Below are 23854 nucleotides of genomic sequence, written 5' to 3'. Positions count from 1 at the left end.
TTTTTAGCTTATGCAAGATTATTTTGGAAACTGGCAAACCTTTTGCATATTAATCATAAAAATAGTTCAGGAGGCAATTCATGAGGAATATTCTTATATTTTTAATTTTAACACTCACAAGTGGCTTTACCTTCTTTGGTGATAATTACAAAAAACTCCATGACAATAATGGATTTATTATGATCCCCACCAGGGATATTAAAAATGAAAAAGCAACTTTTTACAGTTATGATTACAAAGGTAAAAATATTAAATTTTTTCTATTAAAAACAAATGATGGTAAAATCAGAGCGTCCTTTGATGCCTGTGATGTCTGTTATCCCGCCAGAAAAGGTTACTCACAAACCAACAATTTTATGATTTGTAACAACTGTGGTCAGAAGTTCCATATTACCAGAATAGGGAATTTAGGGGTGGTTGCAATCCATCACCATTAAAATTTCACATAGAAAAAGATTATGTAAAGATCTCAGTAAGTGAATTGGCATCCCATTATAACTATTTTTAGGAGGACTTCAGGTGAATATCTTTACAATACCTTTGAAGAATATTCGACGAAAAATTTTGAGGAGTTGCATAATATTGTTCATTTTTTCTGTTGGTGTAGTTTCTGTAGTTTCTTTATATAAAGTTTCTAAAGTGGTTTCCCAAACTCTTGAAGAGAAACTGAATAAATTTGGTGCTAATATAATAATTAATCCAAAATCTGAATCCCTCACTATCAATTATGGTGGTGTAAACCTTGGAAATATATTATATGACATAAAGTATCTGGAACTACCACCACTAATAGATAAAATCAGAAATATTAAATATAAAAACAACATCAGTGCAATAGCACCAAAATTAGTAGTTGTAAAAGAGATTAATGGGAAAAAAATAGGTGTTGTCGGTGTAAATTTTGCAGAAGAGCTTAAAATAAAAAATTACTGGAATATAAATGGCACTGTACCCCACAACAAAGATGAGATCCTGGTTGGTTCAGAAACGTCAATGAACTTAAAGTTAAAAACAGGTGATGAAGTTAACCTGAATGGTAAATTATTTAAAGTCTCTGGAATATTAGAAAAGGTTGGTTCTGAAGAGGATTACCTTGTTTTTATAGACATCTTAACATTGCAACAAATGACAGCGCTTATAAATAAAGGCAATTTTATTGAAATTTCCGCTTTATGCTCCGGCTGCCCAATAGATGAAATTGTTGCAGAGCTTGAAAAGGTTATCCCAGATGTTAAAATCAACGCTTTACAGAAGATCGTCAAACAGAGGATGTCGGCAATTTACTTCGTTCAACACCTATCCTATATGGTGAGCGGTGTGATACTCATAACTTCCTGCTTTATGATAGCGCTTTTTATTTTTAATTCTGTAAATGAAAGGAAAAAAGAAATAGGGATTCTCCGAAGTATGGGTTATTCCAGTGGAGATATTTTTATAATATTCAGCTTTGAAGGAGTATTAATAGGTTTTTTAAGTGGATTGGTGGGTTATCTTTTAAGCCTTATGGTAAGTAATTCAGTTTTAAAATATCTTCATGTTGAGAATATAAATTTTTCCTTCAATCTGTTAGAAATGCTTTTTGTGGTGATTGCCATGGTATTATTAAGCTTAATATCCGCAAGCTACCCTTCTTATAAAGCTTCCACAATAGAGCCTGCAGATACAATCGTTTCACTATAAGGAGGCAAGATGTTAACTTTAAAAGGAGTATCAAAATCGTTTAATAGTAATAAAAAAAATACTGTTGTGCTAAAAGATGTCAGCCTTACAATAGAGGAAAAAGAGTTTGTATCGATAACAGGTAGATCCGGTTCTGGTAAAAGTACTCTTTTGAATGTAGCAGGTACTCTTTTGAAACCAGATGAGGGGGATATCTTTTTCAATAACGTAAAGATCGATTTTGAAGATAAAAAGATGATAGAATCATTGAGAAGAAAAGATTTTGCCTTGAATTAGAATTTGCCAGTTTGGGCTCAAAAAGCTTTTTGTTGGAGGATGGGAAAATTGTCAATTGACAAATTATATATACCAGCCGGGAAAAAAGAGTATATTATAATTATTTCTTCAATAGTTATGGTTACTTATCTACATAAATCTGTGCAGGATCAGTTCCATTTTATACATATAATGCATTATTATCTATACTATCTTGTAGTTATATATGCATCCATCAAAATGGGTCTTCTCGGTGGATTTATTTCCGCGTTTATTATATCGTTTTTATACGATCATGAGGTTTATCTGTATTTCTTTAACCTGCCCCACTATAAATTAAGAGGATTTATAGAGATATTGATGATGTATACCGTAGCTCTCTTCACAGGATTTTTCACTCAGAAGCTTTTTATAGAAAAGAAGAAATTAGAGCAGGCAAATATAAGGCAGGCATAACTCTTGACTGAACTCCAAAATAGCATTGAAGAGAGAATGAAAATAGAAAAGGAGCTTGCAAGGATAGACAGATTGAGGCTAATGGGAGAGGTAAGTGCTTCAATAGCCCATGAAGTTAGAAATCCATTAACATCAATAAAATCATCAGCAAAACTTTTAAAAGACGACAAAGAAAATGAAGAACTCGTCAATATCATTATAAAAGAAAGTGAGCAACTTGAAAGTTTTTTAAATAAGTTTAACCATTTTATTCGTAAATCTGAATTCAATAAAGAAAGAACAAGTATTTCAGAAATCCTGGATGAATTAACAACCTATATAAAGATGTATTTAAAAGATAAAAGCGTTTGTTATTCCATTAATAATAAAAGTAATATTGATTATATTATATCTGATAGAATTGCACTCAAACATATATTGCTAAATTTTATAGTAAATGGATTCGAAGCTGCAGAGGAAATAACAGATGGTAAAGTTGAAATTACTATTTATAATGACGAAAAATATATATATTTTATGATTAAAGATAATGGTAGAGGTATTAAAGAATCAGATTATAACAGGATCTTTGATCCTTTTTATAGCACAAAAAAAGATGGGACTGGATTAGGTCTGTCTATCTCTTTAAAATTAAGTGATGAGATAGGTGGAAAGATTTTTGTGGAGAATGATAATGGAGCTAAATTTACTCTAAGGATACCTATATGAACAGAGTTCTTATAGTTGAAGACAACGAATCACTTTCAAAAATAATTAAGATGCTTCTACAAAAAGAAAAGATTGATGCTGTAACCTGCAATTGCATAAAAGATGCTTTTTATCTTATCGACACCGATGATTTTGACCTTGTGATAACAGATTTACGACTACCAGATGGGGATGGATATAAGCTATTTGAAAAGATAAAAGAGAGCCTCAGGGATATACCCTTAATTATAATGACTGCATATGGCAATATTTCAGACGCAGTTAATGCTCTCAAAAAAGGGGTTTACGATTATATCTCCAAACCTTTTGACAATGACGATTTTGTTCTGGCAGTAAAAAGAGCTTTATCCTTTTCTGCGATGAAAAAAGAAAATGAAAATCTAAAAATAATTTCCGAAGAAACTATCAGACCAGAGATAATCGGTAGTAGCGAAGCCATAAAAAATTTGATGCAAAAGCTCAACTTAGTCTCCCCCACTGACGCACCTGTCCTGATAATGGGCGAAAGTGGAGTTGGTAAGGAACTTGTGGCAAAATATATCCACATAAAAAGTCTGAGAAAACATAAACATTTCATCTCAGTAAATTGTTCAGCAATACCGGAAAACCTTTTTGAAAGTGAATTTTTTGGTTTTAAAAAAGGTGCTTTTACAGGGGCAGATACTGATAAAAAAGGGAAACTTGAAGAAGCCGACGGTGGAACTATTTTTCTTGATGAAATAGGCGATATACCTCTGTCAATACAGCCTAAAATTTTGCGATTCCTACAGGAGGGTGAAATAGAAAAAGTTGGGGATACAAAACCTAAGAAGATATTTACAAGGGTCATTGCGGCTACAAATAGAGACTTGAAAAAAATGGTAGAAAAAGGATATGTCCTGTCCAAAATCAAAGGGTAATCCAGGAATGATAATTGATGTCAGCAAATCTATTGTGGAGGATATTGTTGAAGAACAGCTTTTGCCAAAAATGAAAGGGTTTAGCCTGGATAAGGTAGAAAAAAACGACAATGCTTTCGATGTATTTTTAAAAGATAGCAATGGTAATAATTTTAAACTTTCACTCAGAGGCAGTTTCACTGTTGATGGTTTGATACCTGTAAAAAAATAATTGAACAATTTTGGGGATCCAAAAAGATCCCCTTTTTATTTATCCTGTTGATTTATTTTATTTTGAGAATATAATTAATATATGTCAAAATTTGAATATACTTCAGAGTTTGAATGCAGCGTTGTAGAGCTTTTTTCTTATCACGAAAGAAAGGCTGTTGTAAATAGACTCATTCCGCCATGGGATGATGTGGTGGTGTTGAGAGAACCCCAAAACCTTATCGATTCTGATGCAGAATTTTTAGTTACGCTGGCACCTCTGGTTTGTTTCCGCTGGATTTCAAAGCATTGCGATTATGTAAAGAATAAACAATTTAAGGATATCCAGATTACCGGACCTTTCAGACGGTGGGAACATACACATTTATTTGGTTCTAACAAAGATGGCAAATCTTATCTAACTGATAGCATTGAGTTTGAACCTCTATTTTCTTCAATTTCCAGCATATTTACTGAAAAGCTGATCAGAGAAAAACTTAGAAAAACCTTCAGCTACAGACATACAATTACAAAGAATGACATCGATTTCATCAAAAAACAGCATACTGATAAACAGTTTGTGATAGGGATAGCTGGATCAAGCGGAGTTATTGGAAGAGAATTGACCTCTTTTTTACGGTTACTTGGGCATACTGTTTACAAAATAGTACGCAAAACAGCTAAGCAGAGGGATGAAATATTTTTTAATTTGGAAAAAGAAGAGCTCACAAATATACCTGAACATCTTGATATAGTTATCAATTTAGCTGGGGAACCTATATCTGAGGGGTTATGGACGGATAAGAAATTACAGGCGATTTATGATAGCAGAGTGGTATTCACCAGTAAACTGATTCAGGCAATAAAAAAACTTGAAAAGCCTTTGAGTCATTACATAAATGCTTCCGCCATAGGGTATTACGGAGATAGAAGAGAAAGATTATCTGAAGATGGCTCAAAAGGGGATGGATTTATTGCCGATCTATGCCAAAAATGGGAACAGGTGGCAAAAAACGATCTTTTCCCCACCACAATATTAAGGATAGGAGTAGTTTTGACCCCCAGAGGGGGAGCTTTGAAACAGTTTTTGAAGTTTGTAAATCTCAATCTGGGAGCCACCCTGGGAGATGGAAACCAATATATAAGCTGGATTACGATGGATGACCTGATTTATGGGATAACCCATATAATACATAATAGATTAGAAGGGGTATTCAACATGGTATCACCATCTCCTGTTACTCAAAAAGAGATGGTGGATACTATATCAAATAAACTTAAAAAAGTGCGAATACTCAATCTTAATAGAAAAACAGTGGAATTGATCTATGGCAGGTTGGGAAAAGAGGTATTGTTGGCTAATAATTACGTAATACCTGATAGATTAAATCTTTCAAATTACAAATTTTATTTCCCTTATCTAACTTCAGCCCTCGATCACCTTCTGGGGAGTGATGGATGAGTGAAAAGAATCGGACACTTTTTTACTTTATAATCCTTAACGCACTTATTTTTGGTTTCATGCACCATTTTTTTATGGGGATACATTTCGAGAGATTACATATATTTCTTTTAAACTTATGTGCAGGGGGCACACTAATTATCTATTTTACGGAAAGTTCGGTAAATTTCACCAGAAAAACGTCTATATTTTTTATTTCATCTTTTTTATATGCCATATTTGCATTTCTTGAAAAATATGAAGCGGCAATATTAATATCGATCGTGATGTTTTTTGTGGTGGAATCTGTGAGGATTAAGAGATTTGGCTTCTTTCCAAAACAGTTTTTTCTTGGTAGATATAAAATGTCTGAGAAGTTTCATCATGCCTCCCTGCTTTGTTTGTCCATTGGGCTCTTACTTTCCTCATTTGCCATCATTAATCATAAATATTTTCAACTTTTACCTTTCAGAAAATTCGAGCTTAATACCTTTTTTTTAGGTTTTTCCTTCCCCGTTTCCCTTATTACTCTATCCATAATATTTTCAGTCATGCAAAAGGCACCTTCAGGCTTTCAGAAATTCTTAAAAATACTATCTTTCTGGGTGATAAATGTGGGGGTGGTGGTATTCTTTGTATTTATACTTTTTGAATCACCAATCCTTGAAATCATAATCTCCAGTATATTATTTATTATGGTTTTCATTGTTTTCATACTTTATTACTTTTTAGGGTATAAGGAGCAGAGAAAGCTTTTTCTATCCTCAGGGATAGCTTTTTTAAATTTTACAGCAGTCACAGGGATAGCTTATATTTTGCTTTACTTTACCAATTTCAACACTTTAGAAAATGCAAAACTTATTAAAGATATACATAGAATAGTTTCACTATATGGCTGGAATCTCACAGGGCTTTCGGTAATTTTAAGGTTTAGAGATTTCCCCATATCTCTAAATTCGAATGCAGTCATAACCCTACACTGGATCACTGTGGCAATTTTGATACCTCTGGGCTATTATTCTCCGATATTTTCCCTTATTGCCACCATAAGTTTTGCTGTTTTTCTCTATGTCATACTTTTTAGTAAAAGCATAAAAAACGTATAATATATTCAAAAAAGATGATATCTTGAATAAGATAAACCCACCAGCTTCCTTATATACAAGGGGCTGGTGGGGAGTTCATATTTTATCTTTTTGATTATCAGCAGCAGCTTCCACCTGAATTTTCAGGAATTATAGCAAAACCCTCTCCATACTCATTTGAGATGTAATCGATCTGCACATCCCCTAGATAATTTAGAATCCTATCTTCCACCATTATACGGACACCGTTGATCAAGTGGACTTGCTCTTCTTTTGGCTCATCCAGAACCAATCCCAGACTGGGACCGCCTCAACCAATCCCTTCTAAAACCAATCTCAAACACTTATCTGGATGGTCCTTCATAAATTCGTTTAATTTGTCTCTGGCAATATCACTTATTTTTAACATACATCACCTTTTATAATTATTTGTCGGTATAAAATATGTTCTTTGCTAAAAACTGTCAACGATATTTTCCACTGCCATCAACTCATATTTATGATTTTGATCTTGTATTTTCAATAACTGATCATTATAAGATCCTTCAGAATAAGGAAGAAAAGTAGGGGCAGACCTGCGTGTCTGCCAGAATAATACATCAATGGACAAAGACGTAGGTTTGCAAATATGGTGGTAACAGTATTTTCCTACACAAATTCTCATACAAACCTGCACATCTTATTATATTCGCAATAAACACAATCTTTATCCGGAAGAGGATAGATCTGATCTGTTTTTTCAATGTGGTTGATGATATAAGCTATTATATTCTCCACTTCATTTTCTACTTTAAATTTTACAATATTCCCATTATTTTTGCTAAATAAATAGTATATCCCTTCATATTCATCAGCCTTATATTTACTACTGGCTAATACAATATAGGTGAGAAGCTGAACGCTTTTTAAATCCTCTTTCAAAGAAAGGAGATCCTCTCTGTTGATACCAAAATCGCCAATCTTATCTGACAATTGATTTACTTTTCTCTTAGAAGGCGGTTTCAGACTATTACCTGTTTTATAATCGATTATTATCAACTTATCCCCTAATCTATCTATTCTATCCACAACTCCTTCCAACTTCCCTTTTTTAATCATTTTTTCTTTTGCCATTACTATAGAATTTTTTAAATTTTCATCGTTAAAGTGGGTTCTTAAAAAATTGTTGAATCTATACTCCAGTATTTTTTTAAACATCTCATATTCCAGCTCACTCATGTCTAAAATATAGTTTTTTAAATTATCATCATTATTTATCTTCGTAGTTAAATGGCTATCTTGTTCTCTGACACGATCTATTATAGTTAAAGCATTCTCCACTGAAAAAGAATCTTTCACAGGTTTATCTACTTCGATCGTTTCCTCTAAAATTGCATGAACAATTGAACCCACCTTATCTGCTTTAAAATCGCTGTCGATATTTATGGATGGTGGTATCTGTTTTATATACCTTAAATAATATTTGTAGGGACAAGAAAGATAGCAATCCAGAGCTGTGGGGGAATAGCTTTTTAGGCTTATATCGCAAGGTTTTGGAAAAGATAATGTCTCATGTTTTGGTGTAAAAAAATTGGATTGCGGCTTATAGATATTAACAAATTCTTGGTTATCATCCAGCTCCTCTTTCAATATAAGCTGATCTACGTATCTACTTCTTACAAATTTACTATTATCACCCATACCTGTTTTAAAAAACAGATACACCTTTTTGGCGGAATAAACCAATCTGAAAAAATTGTATCGCATCAATATCTCTTTCTCTTCGTAAGATGGTAGCCCTATAATCCTTTTTATACTTTCAGGTATCAATGGATCCACTTTATCCACAGAGGGAATTACCCCTTCATTCATATCAGGAATAAAGAGATGTTTAAATTTTAGTCCTCTTGCTTCCAGAATACCCATTATCTGCAATCCTCTTAAAGGGCTACCTTCAAATGGTATTAAAATATCTTTCGAAATCTCTTTAAATATTATATATGATAATTCTACATTTATCTCTTTATCGTTTGGTAGTTTTTTTAGTGTTTCTAAGAACTTTTCTACGAAAATATTAATCGTATTAACGGTAAAAATCTGCTCCTTCAATTTCTCAGGTGGGTACCTGTGCATTAAAGAGGTAAGATATTCTAAGTTAGAAGAAAGATCATGTATTGTGGATATTTCTATAAAATTCATTATAAGGTTGTAAAAATGAGTAAATCTCTCTTTTTCAATCTCTATTATACTCCTCTGGACGGAATATATATGGGATTTTATATCTTTCAGGTTTTTTTTCAGATCTTGGTCATAAAATATAGATGAATAATCACAGATAGTGATCAACTTTTCGGCTGGGATTTTTAAGGTATCATATAAACCTTTCTTAATATCAATACACAATTCAAATAAATTGGAAAGGAGAATGTACAGCGTAGTTTTTATAAAAGGGTATCCCATTGTTATGTTTATATTCGGTTTGTAATCCAGAGGCAGATTTATCAAAAGCGGATAAAGGGAGGTTTCATCCGGTAATATGACGGCTGTATCGTTTGGTGCCTCCACATTTTGATAGCCATCGTATAAAATATTTGCAAGGTGATCCATTTCTGATATAGTATCATTGAAGGAATAAAAATTTATTTCAGGTTTTTTAAAAGTTTTTGAATCCAAAACCTCATTGATTTTCATCGACAAAGTCTTTTGTAATCTTTTTTTTAGATTTTCCACAGCTGTAAAAGATTCAAACATATCCCCCCTATTTTTCAAATCATCGTAAACTACAAAATGTAAATCTGACAATTCTGATAATTTTTTCAGAATCTCCACCTCTGTAACTGAGATATACACAAGATTTGTGAGAATAAATGCGGTATTTTCATAATCCGGAAAAGTTTTTTTATTATTGAGAATATTAAGCATCTGAGCGTAAAGATCCCCTGTGTATGTAAGATTCTTTTCCTCCATTCTTTCTTTATAACGTCTATAAAGGTTTTTTAGATTTTCCACTATCCCTCTGGATGGTTCCACAAGTTCGGTATACTGAAAGTTTTGCAGTCTATTTTCCACCCTGTGTTTATCAATTTCATCAAATAATGAAGATATCCTCTTGCACCAGGGGAATACCTTTTGAATCGATCCACCCAATTTATTGTATAATTCCAGATTTTCCTTCAAAAGGTCATGAATAAAAAAATATCTCTCAATGGGTGATTGTATGGTGGGAGGGTTATCTGAAAAATATTGCACAAAATCTTTAACAAATTCATCAAGAATATAAAAATCAGTCTTTAGAATATGATGAGAATCTATCTTTTGCTCCACAAACCTTATCGGTCGCCTATTTGCTGAAATAAAGATGATTTTATCTTTTTTAATATCTTTGATCATACTTGATAAATGATCTATTAAATCGTAATCGATATCCACAAGATGCAGCTCAAACATACACTTTTTCCCCTTTTTTGATGTAATAGATTATCCCGGTGGTTTCATAGGGGATCAATCTGCGGTATAAATCCACCTGTTTTCGGTCTTCCTCTTTTGGTTCACCCGTTTTATAATCGATAATATAAAAAAAGTTACCCTTTTTGACGATCCTATCGATTCTAAAAATATTCCCTGATTTTGTGACAAATTCCTTTTCCGTCCAACAATCATCTATATCTATAAAGTATTCTTTAAGATCCCTCACAGTATTAACGACTATTTCATACATTTTATTATCATACAACGAATGAGCTCTTTTAAATGCATTTTCCACTTCAGCTTCTATATTTTCCTCATCATCTATTTTCTTTATTATACTTAATAGCTTGTGAATATCCGTCCCAAATTTCATACCTTCTCTCAGATCTTCAATATCCGGCTCATCAATGAAAGACTTTCTGATTCTAAAAAGGATAGAATCAGGTAAGTAATATTTATTCATCTTATAATCATTCGTTTTGTTAATATCTTTTGATTCAAAATCTTTTAACTCTCCACATACAAAAAAGATTCCCATCTCATTCTGTTCAAGTGTGTAGTCCATATTAGATCCATCTTCATATTTTTCAAAATTATTCAGCATTTCACATAAAATAGCTGAGGATCTGATGGGGGTTGGATATCTACCAGACTCATTTTTTGAAAATATACCAGTAATGTACAGTTCCCTTACTGTCCTCGTCTGAGCCACATACATAAGGTTTAGACCTTCTATCAATTGGAATTTTATTTTTTTCTCATAGATACTTTTAGCTGTCCTGGATATATCTTTTAAACTGTTTATGGTGGTGAAGATCATCTCTTCACCTTCATAATCCTCCAAAAAATCAGAAAGCGGTATATAATCGTATATTCGATCTTTTTTATAAAGTTCCCAATCGAAGATTGGCAGGATCACTATTTCACTCTGTAAACCTTTAGATTTGTGAATACTCATGATCCTTATGGCATCTGTTTCTTCCGAAGAGGATATACTTATATCCTGATTTTCATAAAAATGCTCTATTATCTCTCTAATATTTTTACCTTTTAGCGATAATTGTGCCACCTCTTCCAGAAATCGTTTTAGATAAAGGTCATTTTCGATTTTTAGTAAGTTTATCACGGCTAAAAAGAACTCATATGGAGAATAGCCCGATGGATCGATATTCAATCCATCAAAACAAGTTAATAGCCCAAGCTCTCCAATCGATTTTATATAAAAGTCATCTTCAGGATTTATTATGAAGGATGCTGTAAGGAGTGTCTTTTTAATATTAAAATTATTGATTATTTTCAAATTCCCATCTGTGATAAAAGGGATATTTTTAAATTCATCCTTTGAATGGATCCAATCCACCACAGTTTCGATCTCGTTGTTGTTCCTAACCAGGATCATTATATCAGAATATTTAGCCCCCCTTTTAAATAATGTTTCAAGTATCCGGATAAGTCTATTTTTATAAAATTCATCCGTATCCTCATCATTGTTCTTTTTTAAATGGATATTTATATAGCCTTTAAAATCCTGCACAGGAATTTGGGATGCATCGCTATATACCTTGTTAATTTCCTCCGATAGATTTTCTGCTACATTGTATTCTGTTATAAGATTTGAAATATCATTTAATAAGGCTTCAGCAAAGCAGATATTGTTAAACTTTACGATATCCCTACCCGATCTATAATTTGATTTAAGCGTAATAGATTCAAGAAAGAAATCTTCGTCCACCTCGTCGAATAGAGTGTAATCACCACCCCTCCAACCATATATGCTCTGTTTTTTGTCTCCTACCATGAATATAGAACCCCCACTACCTTTACTGTTTTCCAGAAGTGGTCTGATGGCTTCAAACTGGTCTCTTGATGTATCCTGAAATTCATCAATAAGATAGTGCATTATCTGTTCCCCAAGGTTGCAGAAGGCATAAGGGACACCGGAATCGCTTTTTAATATCTCCGTAATTCTCTTTGTAATCTGACTGCCATCCACGATGTTGAGTCGTTTTTGGACATCTTTTTCTTTCTCTTTCAGTTTTTCAATCTGTTTAAATATTGCTTCAGATTCTTTTGTATACTTTAGTAGCACGTAGTATCTAAAATTTTTTATTATCTCATTTAACAGTTCTTTAAATAGATTCTGTACTTCCGGCGGTAGAGTTTTATCTTTTTTCAAAATCTCATCGAAATTTTCATTTTCAAGAAACTTAAGATATTTCGCATAATTTTTATTAACCTCATTCAGATTAATTGATTGATAGGGTTTTATCTTTTTCCTATGGAATATTGTATAATATCTATCGATCAAGCTATTTAATTTATTAGAAAGATCACCTATCTCATTTAATAGATATTCATTGAGATCTGAAATCGTACCATTAATAAATTCTTTTATCTTCTTTTCAATTTCAGTGTATGAGATGACATTTTCGGGCAATTCGATTTTGTAATATTCTTTTAGATTTTTTATTATTATCTTTTCCCCATTCATCCCATCTTTGCCGAGGAATAGAAGCGTGTTTAAAAAATTTATAAGATCTTCAAAATTTTTCTCATCTTCAAACAACAATTTCACGGCAGATTCAAAGATTTTTTCTGAATCAAAAGTAATGTCGTAGTCTAGGTATACCCCAAGATCAACGGCAAAGGCTTTATGCAGGGTGTTCATAAAAGAATCGATTGTGGTAACGTTTATATCTTCAAAGTTTTTCAATATCTCAATCAGTAATTTTCTTGCATCCTCTTCAGATATGCCTGATCTTTCTAATTCATTTTTTCTTATCCCCGCAAGCCCTTTTAAAAATTTCATCACTCTATCTTTCATTTCAAGCGAAGCCTTGTTGGTAAAGGTAATGGCTATGATGGAGCTTAAATTCTTAGTTGGTATGATACCCTCGGAGAAATTTTTATTCTTCAAATAAAGCCCCAAAATTTCGATAAATCTGCTGGCAAGATTGTATGTTTTTCCAGAACCTGCCGATGCTTTTATGGAAAGAAATTGTTTAAACTTGTTGTCTTCGCTGGAACAATTAAGATTGCCGTTCATCTCACCCTCTGAATATATTTTAAATAAAATATAGCATAATAGGTTTGTGATTTCCATAAAATTTATAACTCATACTTAGATTTAACTATTCGTTTTGTTGAAAAATTGTTGAAAAAATTTGAAGAAAAACTTTATGATATATAATAACAAAATGGAAACTTAAATAAAAGAGCATATTTAGCAATAACTTGTTCTTCAACCATCAATTAGTCGCATTTGGGCTGTCAAGTACTTTTTTTTCAACAAATTTGTTGAAAAAAATGTTCAATCTAAAATTAAGATTGCTTTAATTGGCTTAAAAATAAGATTATATTGAAAGTGATTAAATTTTAATCAGCCATTTTTTATCATCCCGATATTACATATTTTTTAAGTATCTAATGAATTTGAAATAATATAATACTAAGTTCATCTGCACATAAAAGGATGACTTAACCCGTAGAAGGTGTAATCTTTAACTTGATTTTTATACTGATAACATATAAAACAATAGTATAAAATATCCTTTTAATGGAGGTTTCTATGAGGGCTGTATTTTGCAACGGTTTTGGAAGCATTGATGTGCTTGAAATAAGGGATGTTCCAATTCCTGAACCCAAAGAAAATCAGGTTTTAATTAAAGTAATGGCTACATCAATAAATAGGCCTGACCTTGTACAGAGGGAAGGGAAATATCCACCACCTCCCGGAGAATCTGAAATATTGGGTCTTGAGGTGGCTGGTGTCATAGAAAAACTTGGCCCTAATGTTGAAGGATGGAAGGTGGGGGATAGGGTAATGTCTCTTGTGGGTGGTGGCGGTTATGCCGAATATGCAGTCGCTTATGCAAACCACCTTATTAAGATCCCGGAATCTATGAGCTTTGAAGAGGCGGCCTGTGTTTGTGAATCTTACATTACAGCCTATTTGAATGTTTTTATGTTGGGGGAACTCAAAGATGGTGAAACAGCTCTTCTGCATGGTGGTGGAGGGGGCGTTAACACTGCTGCAATTCAACTGGTGAAGGCTCTTGCCCCAAAGTCAAAAATTGCTGTCACCGTTGCCCCGGAAAAGATGGAAGGGGTAAAAAAACTTGGGGCAGATCTATTGATAAACTACAAAGAGACAACTGATTTTAGTGATATAATAAAAGAGTTTACCAATAAAAAAGGTGTGGATGTCATCCTTGATCACGTTGGGGCAAAATATCTGGATCCAAACATAAAATCTCTGGCATACGCCGGAAGGCTCGTGATCATCGGTGTAATAAGCGGTATAAAAGCTGAACTTAATATAGGTCTACTGATGGTAAAAAGACACAAGATAATAGGTTCCGTATTGAGATCCAGACCTGTTAATGAAAAAGGGGAGATAATCAAAGAATTTACAAAAGTTGCTATCCCCAAATTTGCAGATAGGACAATTGTACCGATAATCAGTAAAGTTTTTACGCTGGATGAAGTAAAAGATGCACACAAAATGATGGAGGACGATCTACATTTCGGGAAAATTGTATTAAAAATTGGCTGATAGTTTTTTATAACCTCCGGATAACATCTTCCGGAGGTTATTTATATTTTCTTCTTATCCTCGATTCTACCATGCTTGCAAGGTATGAAATAAAAAGATTAATAACCAGATAGATTAAAAATATTATTATCCAGATTTCGAGTATCAGCCTTGACGACGCCAGAATCTCCATAGCCTGAAAGGTTAATTCCGGTATAGCCACAACAGAAGCTATGGCTGTATTCTTGATGATGGAGACAAACTGTCCGATAAGAGAGGGGAGCGTTTTTTCAATAGCCTGAGGTACAACTATATAGAGATAAACCTCTATCCTGTTTAGCCCAAGTGCTGTTCCTGCATCTATCTGACCTTTTTCTATACCATTTATACCTCCCCGTATTATTTCAGCTATGTATGCAGATTCATAAAAAGCAAGACCCATTGCCGCTGAAATAAACGGTACAAAAATCTGCTCCGGAGTAAAGATTGCCGTAAGTATTAATGCGAATAATCGGTTTGAGAAGATAGTATCCAGATTCAATACCTTTGCAAAACTGCTACCGATAAAGAAGTAGAAGATAAACATCACAATAAGTGGTGGAATATTTCTCAATACCACTATGTATAATTTAAACAGCTCTTTGATTACACCTTTTGTGGAAGATATTATAAATCCTGTTATCAAACCAGTTATAAAAGATAGGATGAGGACAAATATAGAGATCTTTACGGTGTAGATAATTCCATTAGTTATAAGGCCTATTTTTAACCGATCGTCGTAATAGAAAAAGAACTTTACGAGGTCATTCCAGTTAAATTGATAATCTATCTCTGTCGATATCTTTTTCATTAAAAATAAAAAAACAGATACTACCAGAATAGATATAAAAATATCCACCGGTAAATATCTATTTCTGATAAGCTTCACTTCTGATTCAGCTCTCTAAATTATTTGTCAACTATCCGATTATGAACCTATTTTAAAAGCTTTTCCCAATCTTTAGATTCAAACCAGTATTTTTTCCTTTCTTCAAGCCATCCTTCAGAAGATACTACGGTTATCCAGCTATTAAGATAATTTAAAAATTCCTGATCCCCCTTTCTTACTGCAAAGCCTATCGGCTCTTTTGTAAAAGTACCTTTTACCGGCTGATAGAGTTTGGAGCTATGATCTATAGCCAGAAATGCTGGTAATGGAGCAGAGCTTATAAATGCCGTAGCCCTTCCGTTTAAAAGCTCCTGAATAGCCTGTGGTTCATCATCAAACAGTTTTAATTTTGCTTTAGGAAAGAACTTTTTAGCGGTTTCTGCAGCGGTGGTGCCAAGTCTTGCAACTATGGTTACATCTGGATTATTTAGTTCTGATAGCGAGTTAGCCTTTGTTTTTGATCTGTTTGCCACAATAGCCATACCAGAATAATCGTAAGGTATGGAAAACTCCACCTTTAGGGCTCTTTCTGGTGTTATCCCCATACCACCTATAATTATATCGTAATTACCAGTCAAAAGGGAAGGGATTATACCAGACCATTTGGTGGGGACAAATTCAATACCTACCCCCATATCTTTGGCCAACCTCTTTGCAACATCAATTTCAAATCCGATCCATTCCCCAGATTTTGTCTGCATTGCCCAGGGTACAAATGTGGACATCCCGACTTTTATCTTCCCCCTCTTGATTATTGAATCAAGAGTACTCTTCTTATCTTCAGCAAAACCTATAGCAAAAACCATAATAACCATAATTAAAGCAAAAAAAATCCTTTTCATCTTCTCTACCTCATAATTTTTTTTCTACAAATTTTAATAATAGAGTTATAATAATATTAATCGAAAGATATAAAAATGCAACCATAAACCAGATTTCAAATGTCATAAAAGTTTCACTAACAGCTTTTTGGGCTTCAAATGTAAGTTCGTATATGGAAATTATGGAGAGAAGGGATGAGTCTTTTACGGTGGACACCAAAATATTTGATAGAGATGGAATGATTATTGGATAAGATTGTGGTAGTATTACATTTTTGAGCACCTGAAATCTACTCATACCAAGGGCATACCCTGATAGCCATTGCTGTTTATCTATCGAAAGGATACTACCTCTAATGATTTCTGCAATATATGAACCTTCAAAAAGGGAGAGAGTAAATACAGCAACCCAGAACCCATTGATATTAAAAATATTTCCCACTACAAAATAGTTTATTAATATCTGTGTCATAAGAGGTGTGTTTCTGATGGTGAGGATGTAGATTTTACATATTGTTTTTATGGAGTATAAAGGGAATTGACTACCAAAAGCCACAACGACACCTATCAGAATCCCCAAAAATATAGATAAAAAAGATATCTTAATTGTTGCTAATAGCCCTTTAATCAATGTCCCTGCGTATAGGCTATTGTCCTGCACATAGTATATAAACCTCAACAAACGCTGTAAATCCCATCTGTAATCCAATCTATTGAATAAAAAGTATGCTATTATAAAAAAAATAATTACCGCCGTTGCTCTATTTAAATTTTTTTTATCACTGTTATTTATCATAATTTAAATGTAATTCGAAAATTCATCAATCTTTCATTCAGCTCTAAGATACTCCTATCTCTTTCATCTTCATCCTCAGATAGTTATCCAGTTCTCCCCTATCTTTTATAATCCCGGCACATAATCTAAAATGCAAATCATCCAATATTTTCCCCAGAAGGGGCCCCTTTTCCACCCCCATATTTATGATATCGTTTCCATTTATCAACTCTTTCCTGGATAGATCTATCCGTGGAATCAACGATCTTATCCTTTCTATTGTATTGTGGAAGCATATATCACATCTATTCTTCGATAGGGCATCAGCCACTGATAAGATCATCAGTTTATCAAGGATATTGTAATTTTCAAATATAAACCTTAATAAGGTAATCTCTCCAGCACCATTTGTTGCATATTTTCTTATTATTCCATGTTTTTTTACCAGCGTTGATACCTCTTTTACAATTTTAGCGGGATAGGTGAGTTTTTTTAGTACCTCAATGGTCAATTTTGCACTTATCTCTTCGTGACCCACAAATTTTCCCGGAGTGGTTTTAAATCTCTCATCCCCCTTACCTATATCGTGAAGAAGAGCAGCCAATATCAGAATTAATCTATCCATCTCACCATACTCTTTTACCATAGGATAGATAATCCTAACCAACGAAAAGGTATGAGACAGGACATCTTCGATATGATAAACACCCCCATAGAGATCTTTTATAGTTTTAAAGATTGGAAATATTATCAAAAATATATCATCTTTGATCATCGTATCTAAAATGTTTAAAAAATACTCCCCCAGTAGCGTTTCATTTAATTCTTTGTTTATCCTTTCCGCTGGGATGCCGGCTAAAAGTGGTGCATAGCTTTTCATCAACTCCCCTGTATGAGGTTCAATTGTAAACCCAAATTGGGAAGCAAATCTATAACCTCTTAACACCCTAAGTGGATCATCTACGAAAGACTCATCCGATACAGCTCTAATAGTTTTGTTATTCAGATCGGTGGGATCCCCCACTAAACCTTTTCCAAAATGGTAAGCAAGATTATTTATCGTAAAATCACGCTTTTTTAGGTCATCATCGATTGTTTCCCCCCTCAAACGTGATATATCTATAGTAAAACCCCCCTTCGTAATTCTTACGTTATCTTTAAAATGCACAAAGGAACCTCTTATATATCTGTTTAACATTTCTGCACAATCAACATAACCGATCTTTACTGGTACTATATCTATATCATTGACACCCCTTCCCAGAAGAATATCCCTGACAAAGCCCCCCACAAAGTAGAAATCCACCCCTGTTTCTCTATAAAATTTTAAGAAATACTCCTTAAAAGGGAAATCCGGCAGTTTTAATAATCTCGGGGTTTGCATATCAATTCTCTTATTCTAATGTAATCCAAAAAATTATTTTGATAAGCAGCTCTTAAAACTATAGCAGTATCTATCCCAGAAGATGTACCGCCTAAAGAAATCACATCTCTCGTTATATCCTTTATAAGCCCGCCATTAGCCGCCATAACAGCCACTTCAATGGCGGTTTTAAACCCTGACGATACTATCTTTAGTGTTTCACCAACTATTTCCGGCATAAAAATACCTTCCCATCTCAGTCTGAAAGATCTTGATATGGAAGAGAAAAGATGTGTACCGGTGTGGACTTTAAATCCTGAATTAATAAGATTATTGTAAACATCCTCAGACATAAATTGCTCATTTAGATTTTCAAATCCTGTATGATATCTGACGGCAATTAATTCCTTTGAAAATCCCTTTTCTTTAGCTATTTTACTTAGAATAATTGCACTTTTACCTGTTTCTGTGGGTATTATGATGGTATCTATACAAGCTTCCAACGCTCTTTCCACAGCAAAAGTTATGGCTAATTCTGTATTGACAACTCCTGGTTTATCAAAGTAATATGTTTTTGAAACTTTAAACATCAAAACCTCCGGTGGATTGATGAGGATAACCATTATATCAGATACTCACATCTATTCAATAAAAAATTTGCCAGATCAATTATTGGATGATATTTCTAGTTCTGAAGCTGTCATTCATGCAGGGGATATCGTGGGGTTAAAAGCTTATAACGAATTGAAAGAGATATCAAAAAGGTTATACGCAGTTAAGGGGAATATGGATGTAGAGATTGAAGGACTGGAAGATGAGCTAATATTCCAATTGGGAAAATTTAAAATAGGACTAACCCATGGACATAAATATAACAATCTATACAACGGTTTAATCTACAATTTTTCGGAATGCGATATTGTTGTATTTGGACATATACATTCCCCTTATTTTTATAGGGAGAAAAATTTATGCCTTATCAACCCCGGAAGCACCTCAAAAAATAGATGGAAAAATAAAAACAGCTATGCTATTATGGATATTATGGATATTTATGAGAAAGACTTTAAAGTTACATTTGTGGATATTTCATAAAGGAGACTGAATGAGAATAGCAATCGTTGGTGCAGGCAGTGCCGGGATATTTACTGCATACAAATTGATGAATCTAAATGGTATCACAGTAGATCTTTACGAAAAAGGTAAAGATATCACAAATAGAAGTAGAAAAGAGGTTATGTCTGGTTTTGGTGGTGCAGGAGCATATTCGGATGGAAAGCTTACTTTGACCACAGAGTTTGGTGGGTGGCTGACAGATTTCATTGATGAAAAAGAGCTTGAAAATCTTATTGAAGAGGCTGATACGATATGGAAAGATGTATCCGGTGTTGATAAGCTCGACAGTTCACAGAATTATGAAAAGATAAAAGACCTTGAATACCTCTGTTCAAGGCACAATTTAAGACTCTATTCAGCTAAAATCAGACATCTTGGGACAGACAACTGCCTTCTGGCGGTGAAAAATCTTCAGGTTATGTTAGAAAAAAGTAGTAATGTGAATCTATTTTTTGAGTGTGGAGTTTCTGATATCATACTTGTAGATAATGAGATAAAAGGGTTGGTTTTGGAAAATGGAGAAAAAAGGTATTACCACATTGTAGTTCTTGCGGTTGGTAGAAGTGGTAATTCATGGATGCAGGAGATTGTAAATCGCTATCAGATAGAATCCGCCATAAATCCTGTTGATATTGGGGTAAGGGTGGAGGTTCCCAGATCTATTACAGATCATTTTACAGATTACCTTTACGAGTTTAAAATCAAATATTATACCTCAGAATTTGAGGATGAAGTAAGAACATTTTGCGTAAATCCCGGTGGGTTCATCACAATAGAGCGGAATGAAAATAATCTTTTAACGGTAAATGGTCATTCCTATAAAAATAAGAAAAGTAACAATACCAACTTCGCATTACTCGTATCCACGAAATTTACAGAGCCTTTCAAGGAACCTGTCAAATATGGTCAATATGTGGCTTATCTGGCAAATATGCTAAGTGGTGGATCTGTCATCGTTCAGAGATTTGGGGATCTCATCAGGGGGCGAAGATCAACGGAGAGTAGAATAAGAAAAAACTTTGTCAGGCCCACCCTTCAGGAGGCTATGCCGGGAGATCTTTCCTTCGTGCTACCATATAGATACCTATCGAATTTAAAAGAAACTATTTTACAGCTGGATAAGGTGATGCCGGGGATGGCGGATCCCAATACGTTATTATACGGAGTGGAAGCGAAATTTTATTCATTAAGGATAAATGTAGACCAGAATATGAGATCTAAAAGTATAAAAAATCTTTATTGTATTGGTGATGGGGCAGGAATTACAAGAGGGATCATTCAGGCGTCTGTTTCTGGGATAATTGCAGCAAATGATATAGCAAAAAGAAGTTAGGGGTAGAATATGAATAGTCTATTGATTGATGTTTTAGATGGTAAAAAGGTTGATAGACCTCCGGTATGGCTTATGAGACAGGCTGGTAGATACATGCCGGAGTATATGGAAGTGAGAAAGAATGTAACATTTCTTGAACTATGCAAAAATCCTGAGCTTGCAGCAAAAGTTACCCATCAACCTGTGGATATTTTAGGTGTGGATGCCGCTATTCTTTTTTCTGATATACTGATACCTGTGGAGCCAATGGGGGTTAGGCTCGATTTCGATCCGGCACCTGTAATTTCAAATCCGGTTAGAACACAAAAAGATGCAGACAGATTGAGTATTTTAGATCCATACAAAGATGTGCCCTTTGTGGTTGAGACCGTAAAACTCCTCGTGAAAGATCTAAAAGTACCTTTAATAGGTTTTTCGGGTGCCCCTTTTACACTTGCCTGCTATATGGTGGAAGGTGGTGGAAGCAAAAATTTTATAGAGATCAAAAAGATGATGCATAATGATTATAAAGCTTTCAATACACTTATGGAAAAGCTCACCATAAGCACCATCAGGTACCTTCAGGCACAGATAGACAATGGATGCCCTGTGGTACAGATTTTTGATACCTGGGCGGGTATCCTTTCCCCATGCGAATATGCTGAAATGGTTTTACCATTTGTCAATATTCTTGTGGATAATCTCAAAAATGCCCACGTGGTATATTTTGCAAAGGATAGTGCAACATTTTATAAGCATATCTCCAATCTTAAATCTTCCTGTATTGGTGTTGATTGGAAAATTGAGCTTGATGAGGCGGACATACAATTGGGAAAAGGGAAATTTGTATTGCAGGGGAATATGGATCCCGTAATTCTTTTCACAAACAAAGAAAAAATTAGAAATATTGCCAGACTGATCGTGGACAAAGGTAAGAGATTAAAAGGGCATATTTTCAATTTAGGACACGGCATATTGCCCAATACTCCTGTCGAAAATGTAAAATATCTTGTGGAGCTTATAAAAAATGGCTGCCAATAAAGATTTTTTATACGTTATGTATATGGGTGGGCCTGATTCGCTACAGGCAATTGAGCCTTTTTTATATAATCTTTTTACCGATAGAGATATAATCGATTTTGGCATAGGCAATTTTCCTCAAAAAATCGTTGCCAGAATTATTTCAAAGGTTAGAAGTAAAAAGGTTGCCCCACAGTATGAGAGGTTGGGGGGTGGTTCTCCCCAATTACCGATATTAAAAAGCTTACTTGGTAAGGTTTCAGATATATACTTTAAAAAATATGGTACTGAGCTTGAAACTGCTATAGGGATGTGCTACTATCATCCCTATATAAAAGATACGGTAAAGTTTCTGCAAAATGGCAATTATCAGAATATTTTTGTAATGACTATGTATCCACAATATTCCTATACGACAAGTGGTGCATGTTTTTCAAGATTTTTCAATGAGATAAAATCAAATCCTCCAAAAGGAAGTTTCAAGGTGATACCATACTGGTATGGCAATGAATCGTATAATTCTGCCATTACAAATCGGATAATCGATGCTGCCCGCAAGCTTAATACTGATATTTCAGAATGTCATATACTCTTTTCCGCCCACTCCCTACCCTATTACACATTAGAAAAAGGGGATCTATACACCATACATCTCAAGGAACAGGTGAACTTAATTGTGGATAGAATAAAGCCAAAATCTTTTTCTATCTCATTTCAGAGTAAAACAGGCAGGATGAGGTGGCTGGAGCCATCCACAAAAGATGAGATCGATAGACTTATTAAGGACAATTACCGTAATGTAATAGTCTGCCCCATCTCTTTTGTTTCTGACCATATCGAAACTGTTATAGAGATCGACGAGGAATATATCGATTATGCCAGAAAATATGGACTTAATATCGTAAGAAGTGATAGTTTAAACGACTCAGACGATTTTGCCACGAGTATCATTGATATAATGGTGAATTAATGGAAAAATTAGTAGATTTTTTAAAAATGATAAAATTTGAACACTCCATTTTTGCACTACCATTTGCTTTTACCGGAGCTATCATTGCCGCAAATGGTTTACCAACTTTTCAGCAGATTTTGTGGATAGTGGTGGCTATGGTTGGTGCCCGCAGCGGTGCAATGGGTCTAAACAGGGTAATAGATGCAGAAATAGATAAAGAAAACCCCAGAACAGCAAATAGGGAAATACCTGCCGGTAAAATAAGTAAAAAAGAGGCAATTATATACATCTTAATATCTTTTGCTGCATATGAATATGCCACTTATAAGCTAAACAAACTTTCATTTTTATTATCCCCAATACCTTTGATAATCTTTTTTCTATATTCATATACAAAACGATTCACTGCTCTCTGTCATGTTGTACTTGGTGTGGCTCTGGGACTTGCCCCAATAGGTGCTTACGTAGCCATAACAGGCAGAATAGATCTACCCATCGTTATTATGGGACTTGGTGTACTATTCTGGGTGGCGGGTTTTGATGTGATTTATGCAATTCAGGATATTCAATACGATAGAGAAAAAGGGCTTTTTTCTATACCAAGATTTTTAGGTGTAAATGGTTCTTTATGGGTGGCAAGACTTTTTCATATGGTGGCTTTTAGCCTGTTTATATTGGTGAAGTATCTGCAGCCTATGGGAATTTTCTATTTAATAGGTGTGGTGGGTTCAGGCTTATTTATGATATACGAACATTACATTTTAAAAAAATCCAATTTAAAAAAGCTAAATATGGCTTTTTTTAACATAAATGCATATATTAGCATTATAATTTTTCTGGCTACAACTACTGATATTTTCCTTAGAGGTTGAG

22 protein-coding genes and 1 pseudogene are annotated in these 23854 nt (G+C 34.0%); 15 read left to right on the top strand and 8 right to left on the bottom strand.

What is annotated here, in order from left to right; genetic code table 11:
- Positions 1-80: 80 nt before the first annotated feature.
- The 9 genes and pseudogenes from ACP5Q2_RS04675 to ACP5Q2_RS04635 all read left to right on the top strand — a co-directional run bounded on the left by ACP5Q2_RS04675 (position 81) and on the right by ACP5Q2_RS04635 (position 6734).
- Positions 81-508, top strand: a pseudogene (locus ACP5Q2_RS04675) (DUF2318 domain-containing protein).
- Between the two features lie 11 nt (positions 509-519).
- Positions 520-1680, top strand: a complete 1161-nt coding sequence (locus ACP5Q2_RS04670) for an ABC transporter permease (protein ID WP_428097715.1) — start codon at positions 520-522, stop codon at positions 1678-1680.
- Between the two features lie 9 nt (positions 1681-1689).
- A complete protein-coding gene (locus ACP5Q2_RS04665) occupies positions 1690-1956 on the top strand; it encodes an ATP-binding cassette domain-containing protein (protein WP_428097712.1) in 267 nt (88 codons plus the stop codon).
- A gap of 39 nt (positions 1957-1995) precedes the next feature.
- On the top strand, positions 1996-2391 hold the full coding sequence (locus tag ACP5Q2_RS04660) for a hypothetical protein (RefSeq protein ID WP_424604898.1): 396 nt from the start codon (positions 1996-1998) through the stop codon (positions 2389-2391).
- Between the two features lie 36 nt (positions 2392-2427).
- Complete coding sequence (locus ACP5Q2_RS04655) at positions 2428-3099, top strand: sensor histidine kinase (protein WP_428097708.1); 672 nt, start codon at positions 2428-2430, stop codon at positions 3097-3099.
- Positions 3096-3998, top strand: a complete 903-nt coding sequence (locus ACP5Q2_RS04650; RefSeq protein ID WP_428097705.1) for a sigma-54-dependent transcriptional regulator — start codon at positions 3096-3098, stop codon at positions 3996-3998. Before ACP5Q2_RS04655 ends, ACP5Q2_RS04650 begins: the two co-directional genes overlap by 4 nt.
- On the top strand, positions 3973-4209 hold the full coding sequence (locus ACP5Q2_RS04645) for a hypothetical protein (protein ID WP_424604901.1): 237 nt from the start codon (positions 3973-3975) through the stop codon (positions 4207-4209). Before ACP5Q2_RS04650 ends, ACP5Q2_RS04645 begins: the two co-directional genes overlap by 26 nt.
- Before the next feature lie 81 nt (positions 4210-4290).
- Positions 4291-5649 carry a TIGR01777 family oxidoreductase gene (locus ACP5Q2_RS04640; RefSeq protein ID WP_428097702.1) on the top strand — a complete coding sequence of 453 codons (1359 nt, stop codon included), beginning with the start codon at positions 4291-4293 and terminating at the stop codon, positions 5647-5649.
- Positions 5646-6734 carry a hypothetical protein gene (locus ACP5Q2_RS04635; RefSeq protein WP_428097699.1) on the top strand — a complete coding sequence of 363 codons (1089 nt, stop codon included), beginning with the start codon at positions 5646-5648 and terminating at the stop codon, positions 6732-6734. The genes ACP5Q2_RS04640 and ACP5Q2_RS04635 overlap by 4 nt, the downstream gene beginning before the upstream one ends.
- A gap of 97 nt (positions 6735-6831) precedes the next feature.
- On the opposite strand, the gene ACP5Q2_RS04630 is transcribed toward ACP5Q2_RS04635, so the two are convergent.
- The 3 genes from ACP5Q2_RS04630 to ACP5Q2_RS04620 form a co-directional block, all read right to left on the bottom strand.
- The gene (locus ACP5Q2_RS04630) at positions 6832-7122 is read right to left on the bottom strand and encodes a HesB-like (seleno)protein (protein ID WP_424604904.1); all 291 of its coding nucleotides are present in this window, start codon (positions 7120-7122) and stop codon (positions 6832-6834) included.
- Between the two features lie 251 nt (positions 7123-7373).
- Complete coding sequence (locus tag ACP5Q2_RS04625) at positions 7374-10139, bottom strand: PD-(D/E)XK nuclease family protein (RefSeq protein ID WP_428097696.1); 2766 nt, start codon at positions 10137-10139, stop codon at positions 7374-7376.
- Complete coding sequence (locus ACP5Q2_RS04620; protein WP_428097693.1) at positions 10132-13206, bottom strand: UvrD-helicase domain-containing protein; 3075 nt, start codon at positions 13204-13206, stop codon at positions 10132-10134. Before ACP5Q2_RS04620 ends, ACP5Q2_RS04625 begins: the two co-directional genes overlap by 8 nt.
- 522 nt (positions 13207-13728) lie before the next feature.
- On the opposite strand from ACP5Q2_RS04620, the gene ACP5Q2_RS04615 reads away from it, so the two are divergent.
- Positions 13729-14715 carry an NAD(P)H-quinone oxidoreductase gene (locus tag ACP5Q2_RS04615; RefSeq protein ID WP_424604907.1) on the top strand — a complete coding sequence of 329 codons (987 nt, stop codon included), beginning with the start codon at positions 13729-13731 and terminating at the stop codon, positions 14713-14715.
- A 37-nt stretch (positions 14716-14752) separates the two neighbouring features.
- On the opposite strand, the gene ACP5Q2_RS04610 is transcribed toward ACP5Q2_RS04615, so the two are convergent.
- The 5 genes from ACP5Q2_RS04610 to ACP5Q2_RS04590 form a co-directional block, all read right to left on the bottom strand.
- A complete protein-coding gene (locus ACP5Q2_RS04610; protein WP_428097690.1) occupies positions 14753-15544 on the bottom strand; it encodes an amino acid ABC transporter permease in 792 nt (263 codons plus the stop codon).
- Between the two features lie 125 nt (positions 15545-15669).
- A complete protein-coding gene (locus ACP5Q2_RS04605; protein ID WP_428097687.1) occupies positions 15670-16464 on the bottom strand; it encodes a transporter substrate-binding domain-containing protein in 795 nt (264 codons plus the stop codon).
- A gap of 10 nt (positions 16465-16474) precedes the next feature.
- Positions 16475-17239, bottom strand: a complete 765-nt coding sequence (locus ACP5Q2_RS04600; RefSeq protein ID WP_428097685.1) for an amino acid ABC transporter permease — start codon at positions 17237-17239, stop codon at positions 16475-16477.
- A gap of 43 nt (positions 17240-17282) precedes the next feature.
- Positions 17283-18602 carry a CCA tRNA nucleotidyltransferase gene (locus tag ACP5Q2_RS04595; RefSeq protein WP_428097682.1) on the bottom strand — a complete coding sequence of 440 codons (1320 nt, stop codon included), beginning with the start codon at positions 18600-18602 and terminating at the stop codon, positions 17283-17285.
- Complete coding sequence (locus ACP5Q2_RS04590; protein WP_424604912.1) at positions 18581-19171, bottom strand: pyruvate kinase alpha/beta domain-containing protein; 591 nt, start codon at positions 19169-19171, stop codon at positions 18581-18583. Before ACP5Q2_RS04590 ends, ACP5Q2_RS04595 begins: the two co-directional genes overlap by 22 nt.
- 19 nt (positions 19172-19190) lie before the next feature.
- Here ACP5Q2_RS04590 and ACP5Q2_RS04585 point away from each other — a divergent pair, with 19 nt between their 5' ends.
- The 5 genes from ACP5Q2_RS04585 to ACP5Q2_RS04565 are packed head-to-tail and all read left to right on the top strand — an operon-like array spanning position 19191 to position 23853.
- Complete coding sequence (locus ACP5Q2_RS04585) at positions 19191-19676, top strand: metallophosphoesterase (protein WP_428097679.1); 486 nt, start codon at positions 19191-19193, stop codon at positions 19674-19676.
- A 10-nt stretch (positions 19677-19686) separates the two neighbouring features.
- Complete coding sequence (locus ACP5Q2_RS04580; RefSeq protein ID WP_428097676.1) at positions 19687-21030, top strand: NAD(P)/FAD-dependent oxidoreductase; 1344 nt, start codon at positions 19687-19689, stop codon at positions 21028-21030.
- A gap of 9 nt (positions 21031-21039) precedes the next feature.
- Positions 21040-22050: a uroporphyrinogen decarboxylase gene (gene hemE / locus ACP5Q2_RS04575; protein ID WP_428097674.1), complete on the top strand. Its 1011-nt coding sequence runs from the start codon at positions 21040-21042 to the stop codon at positions 22048-22050.
- Complete coding sequence (gene hemH / locus ACP5Q2_RS04570) at positions 22037-22999, top strand: ferrochelatase (RefSeq protein ID WP_428097671.1); 963 nt, start codon at positions 22037-22039, stop codon at positions 22997-22999. The genes hemE and hemH overlap by 14 nt, the downstream gene beginning before the upstream one ends.
- On the top strand, positions 22999-23853 hold the full coding sequence (locus ACP5Q2_RS04565) for a UbiA-like polyprenyltransferase (protein ID WP_428097668.1): 855 nt from the start codon (positions 22999-23001) through the stop codon (positions 23851-23853). Before hemH ends, ACP5Q2_RS04565 begins: the two co-directional genes overlap by 1 nt.
- Position 23854 lies beyond the last annotated feature (1 nt).

The sequence above is a fragment of the Calditerrivibrio sp. genome (genome assembly GCF_049968475.1).
In the GTDB taxonomy this organism is placed as follows: Bacteria; Chrysiogenota; Deferribacteres; order Deferribacterales; family Calditerrivibrionaceae; genus Calditerrivibrio; species Calditerrivibrio nitroreducens_A.
Note: the sequence above shows the minus strand (reverse complement) of the source record. Positions and strands in the feature narration are given on the sequence as shown.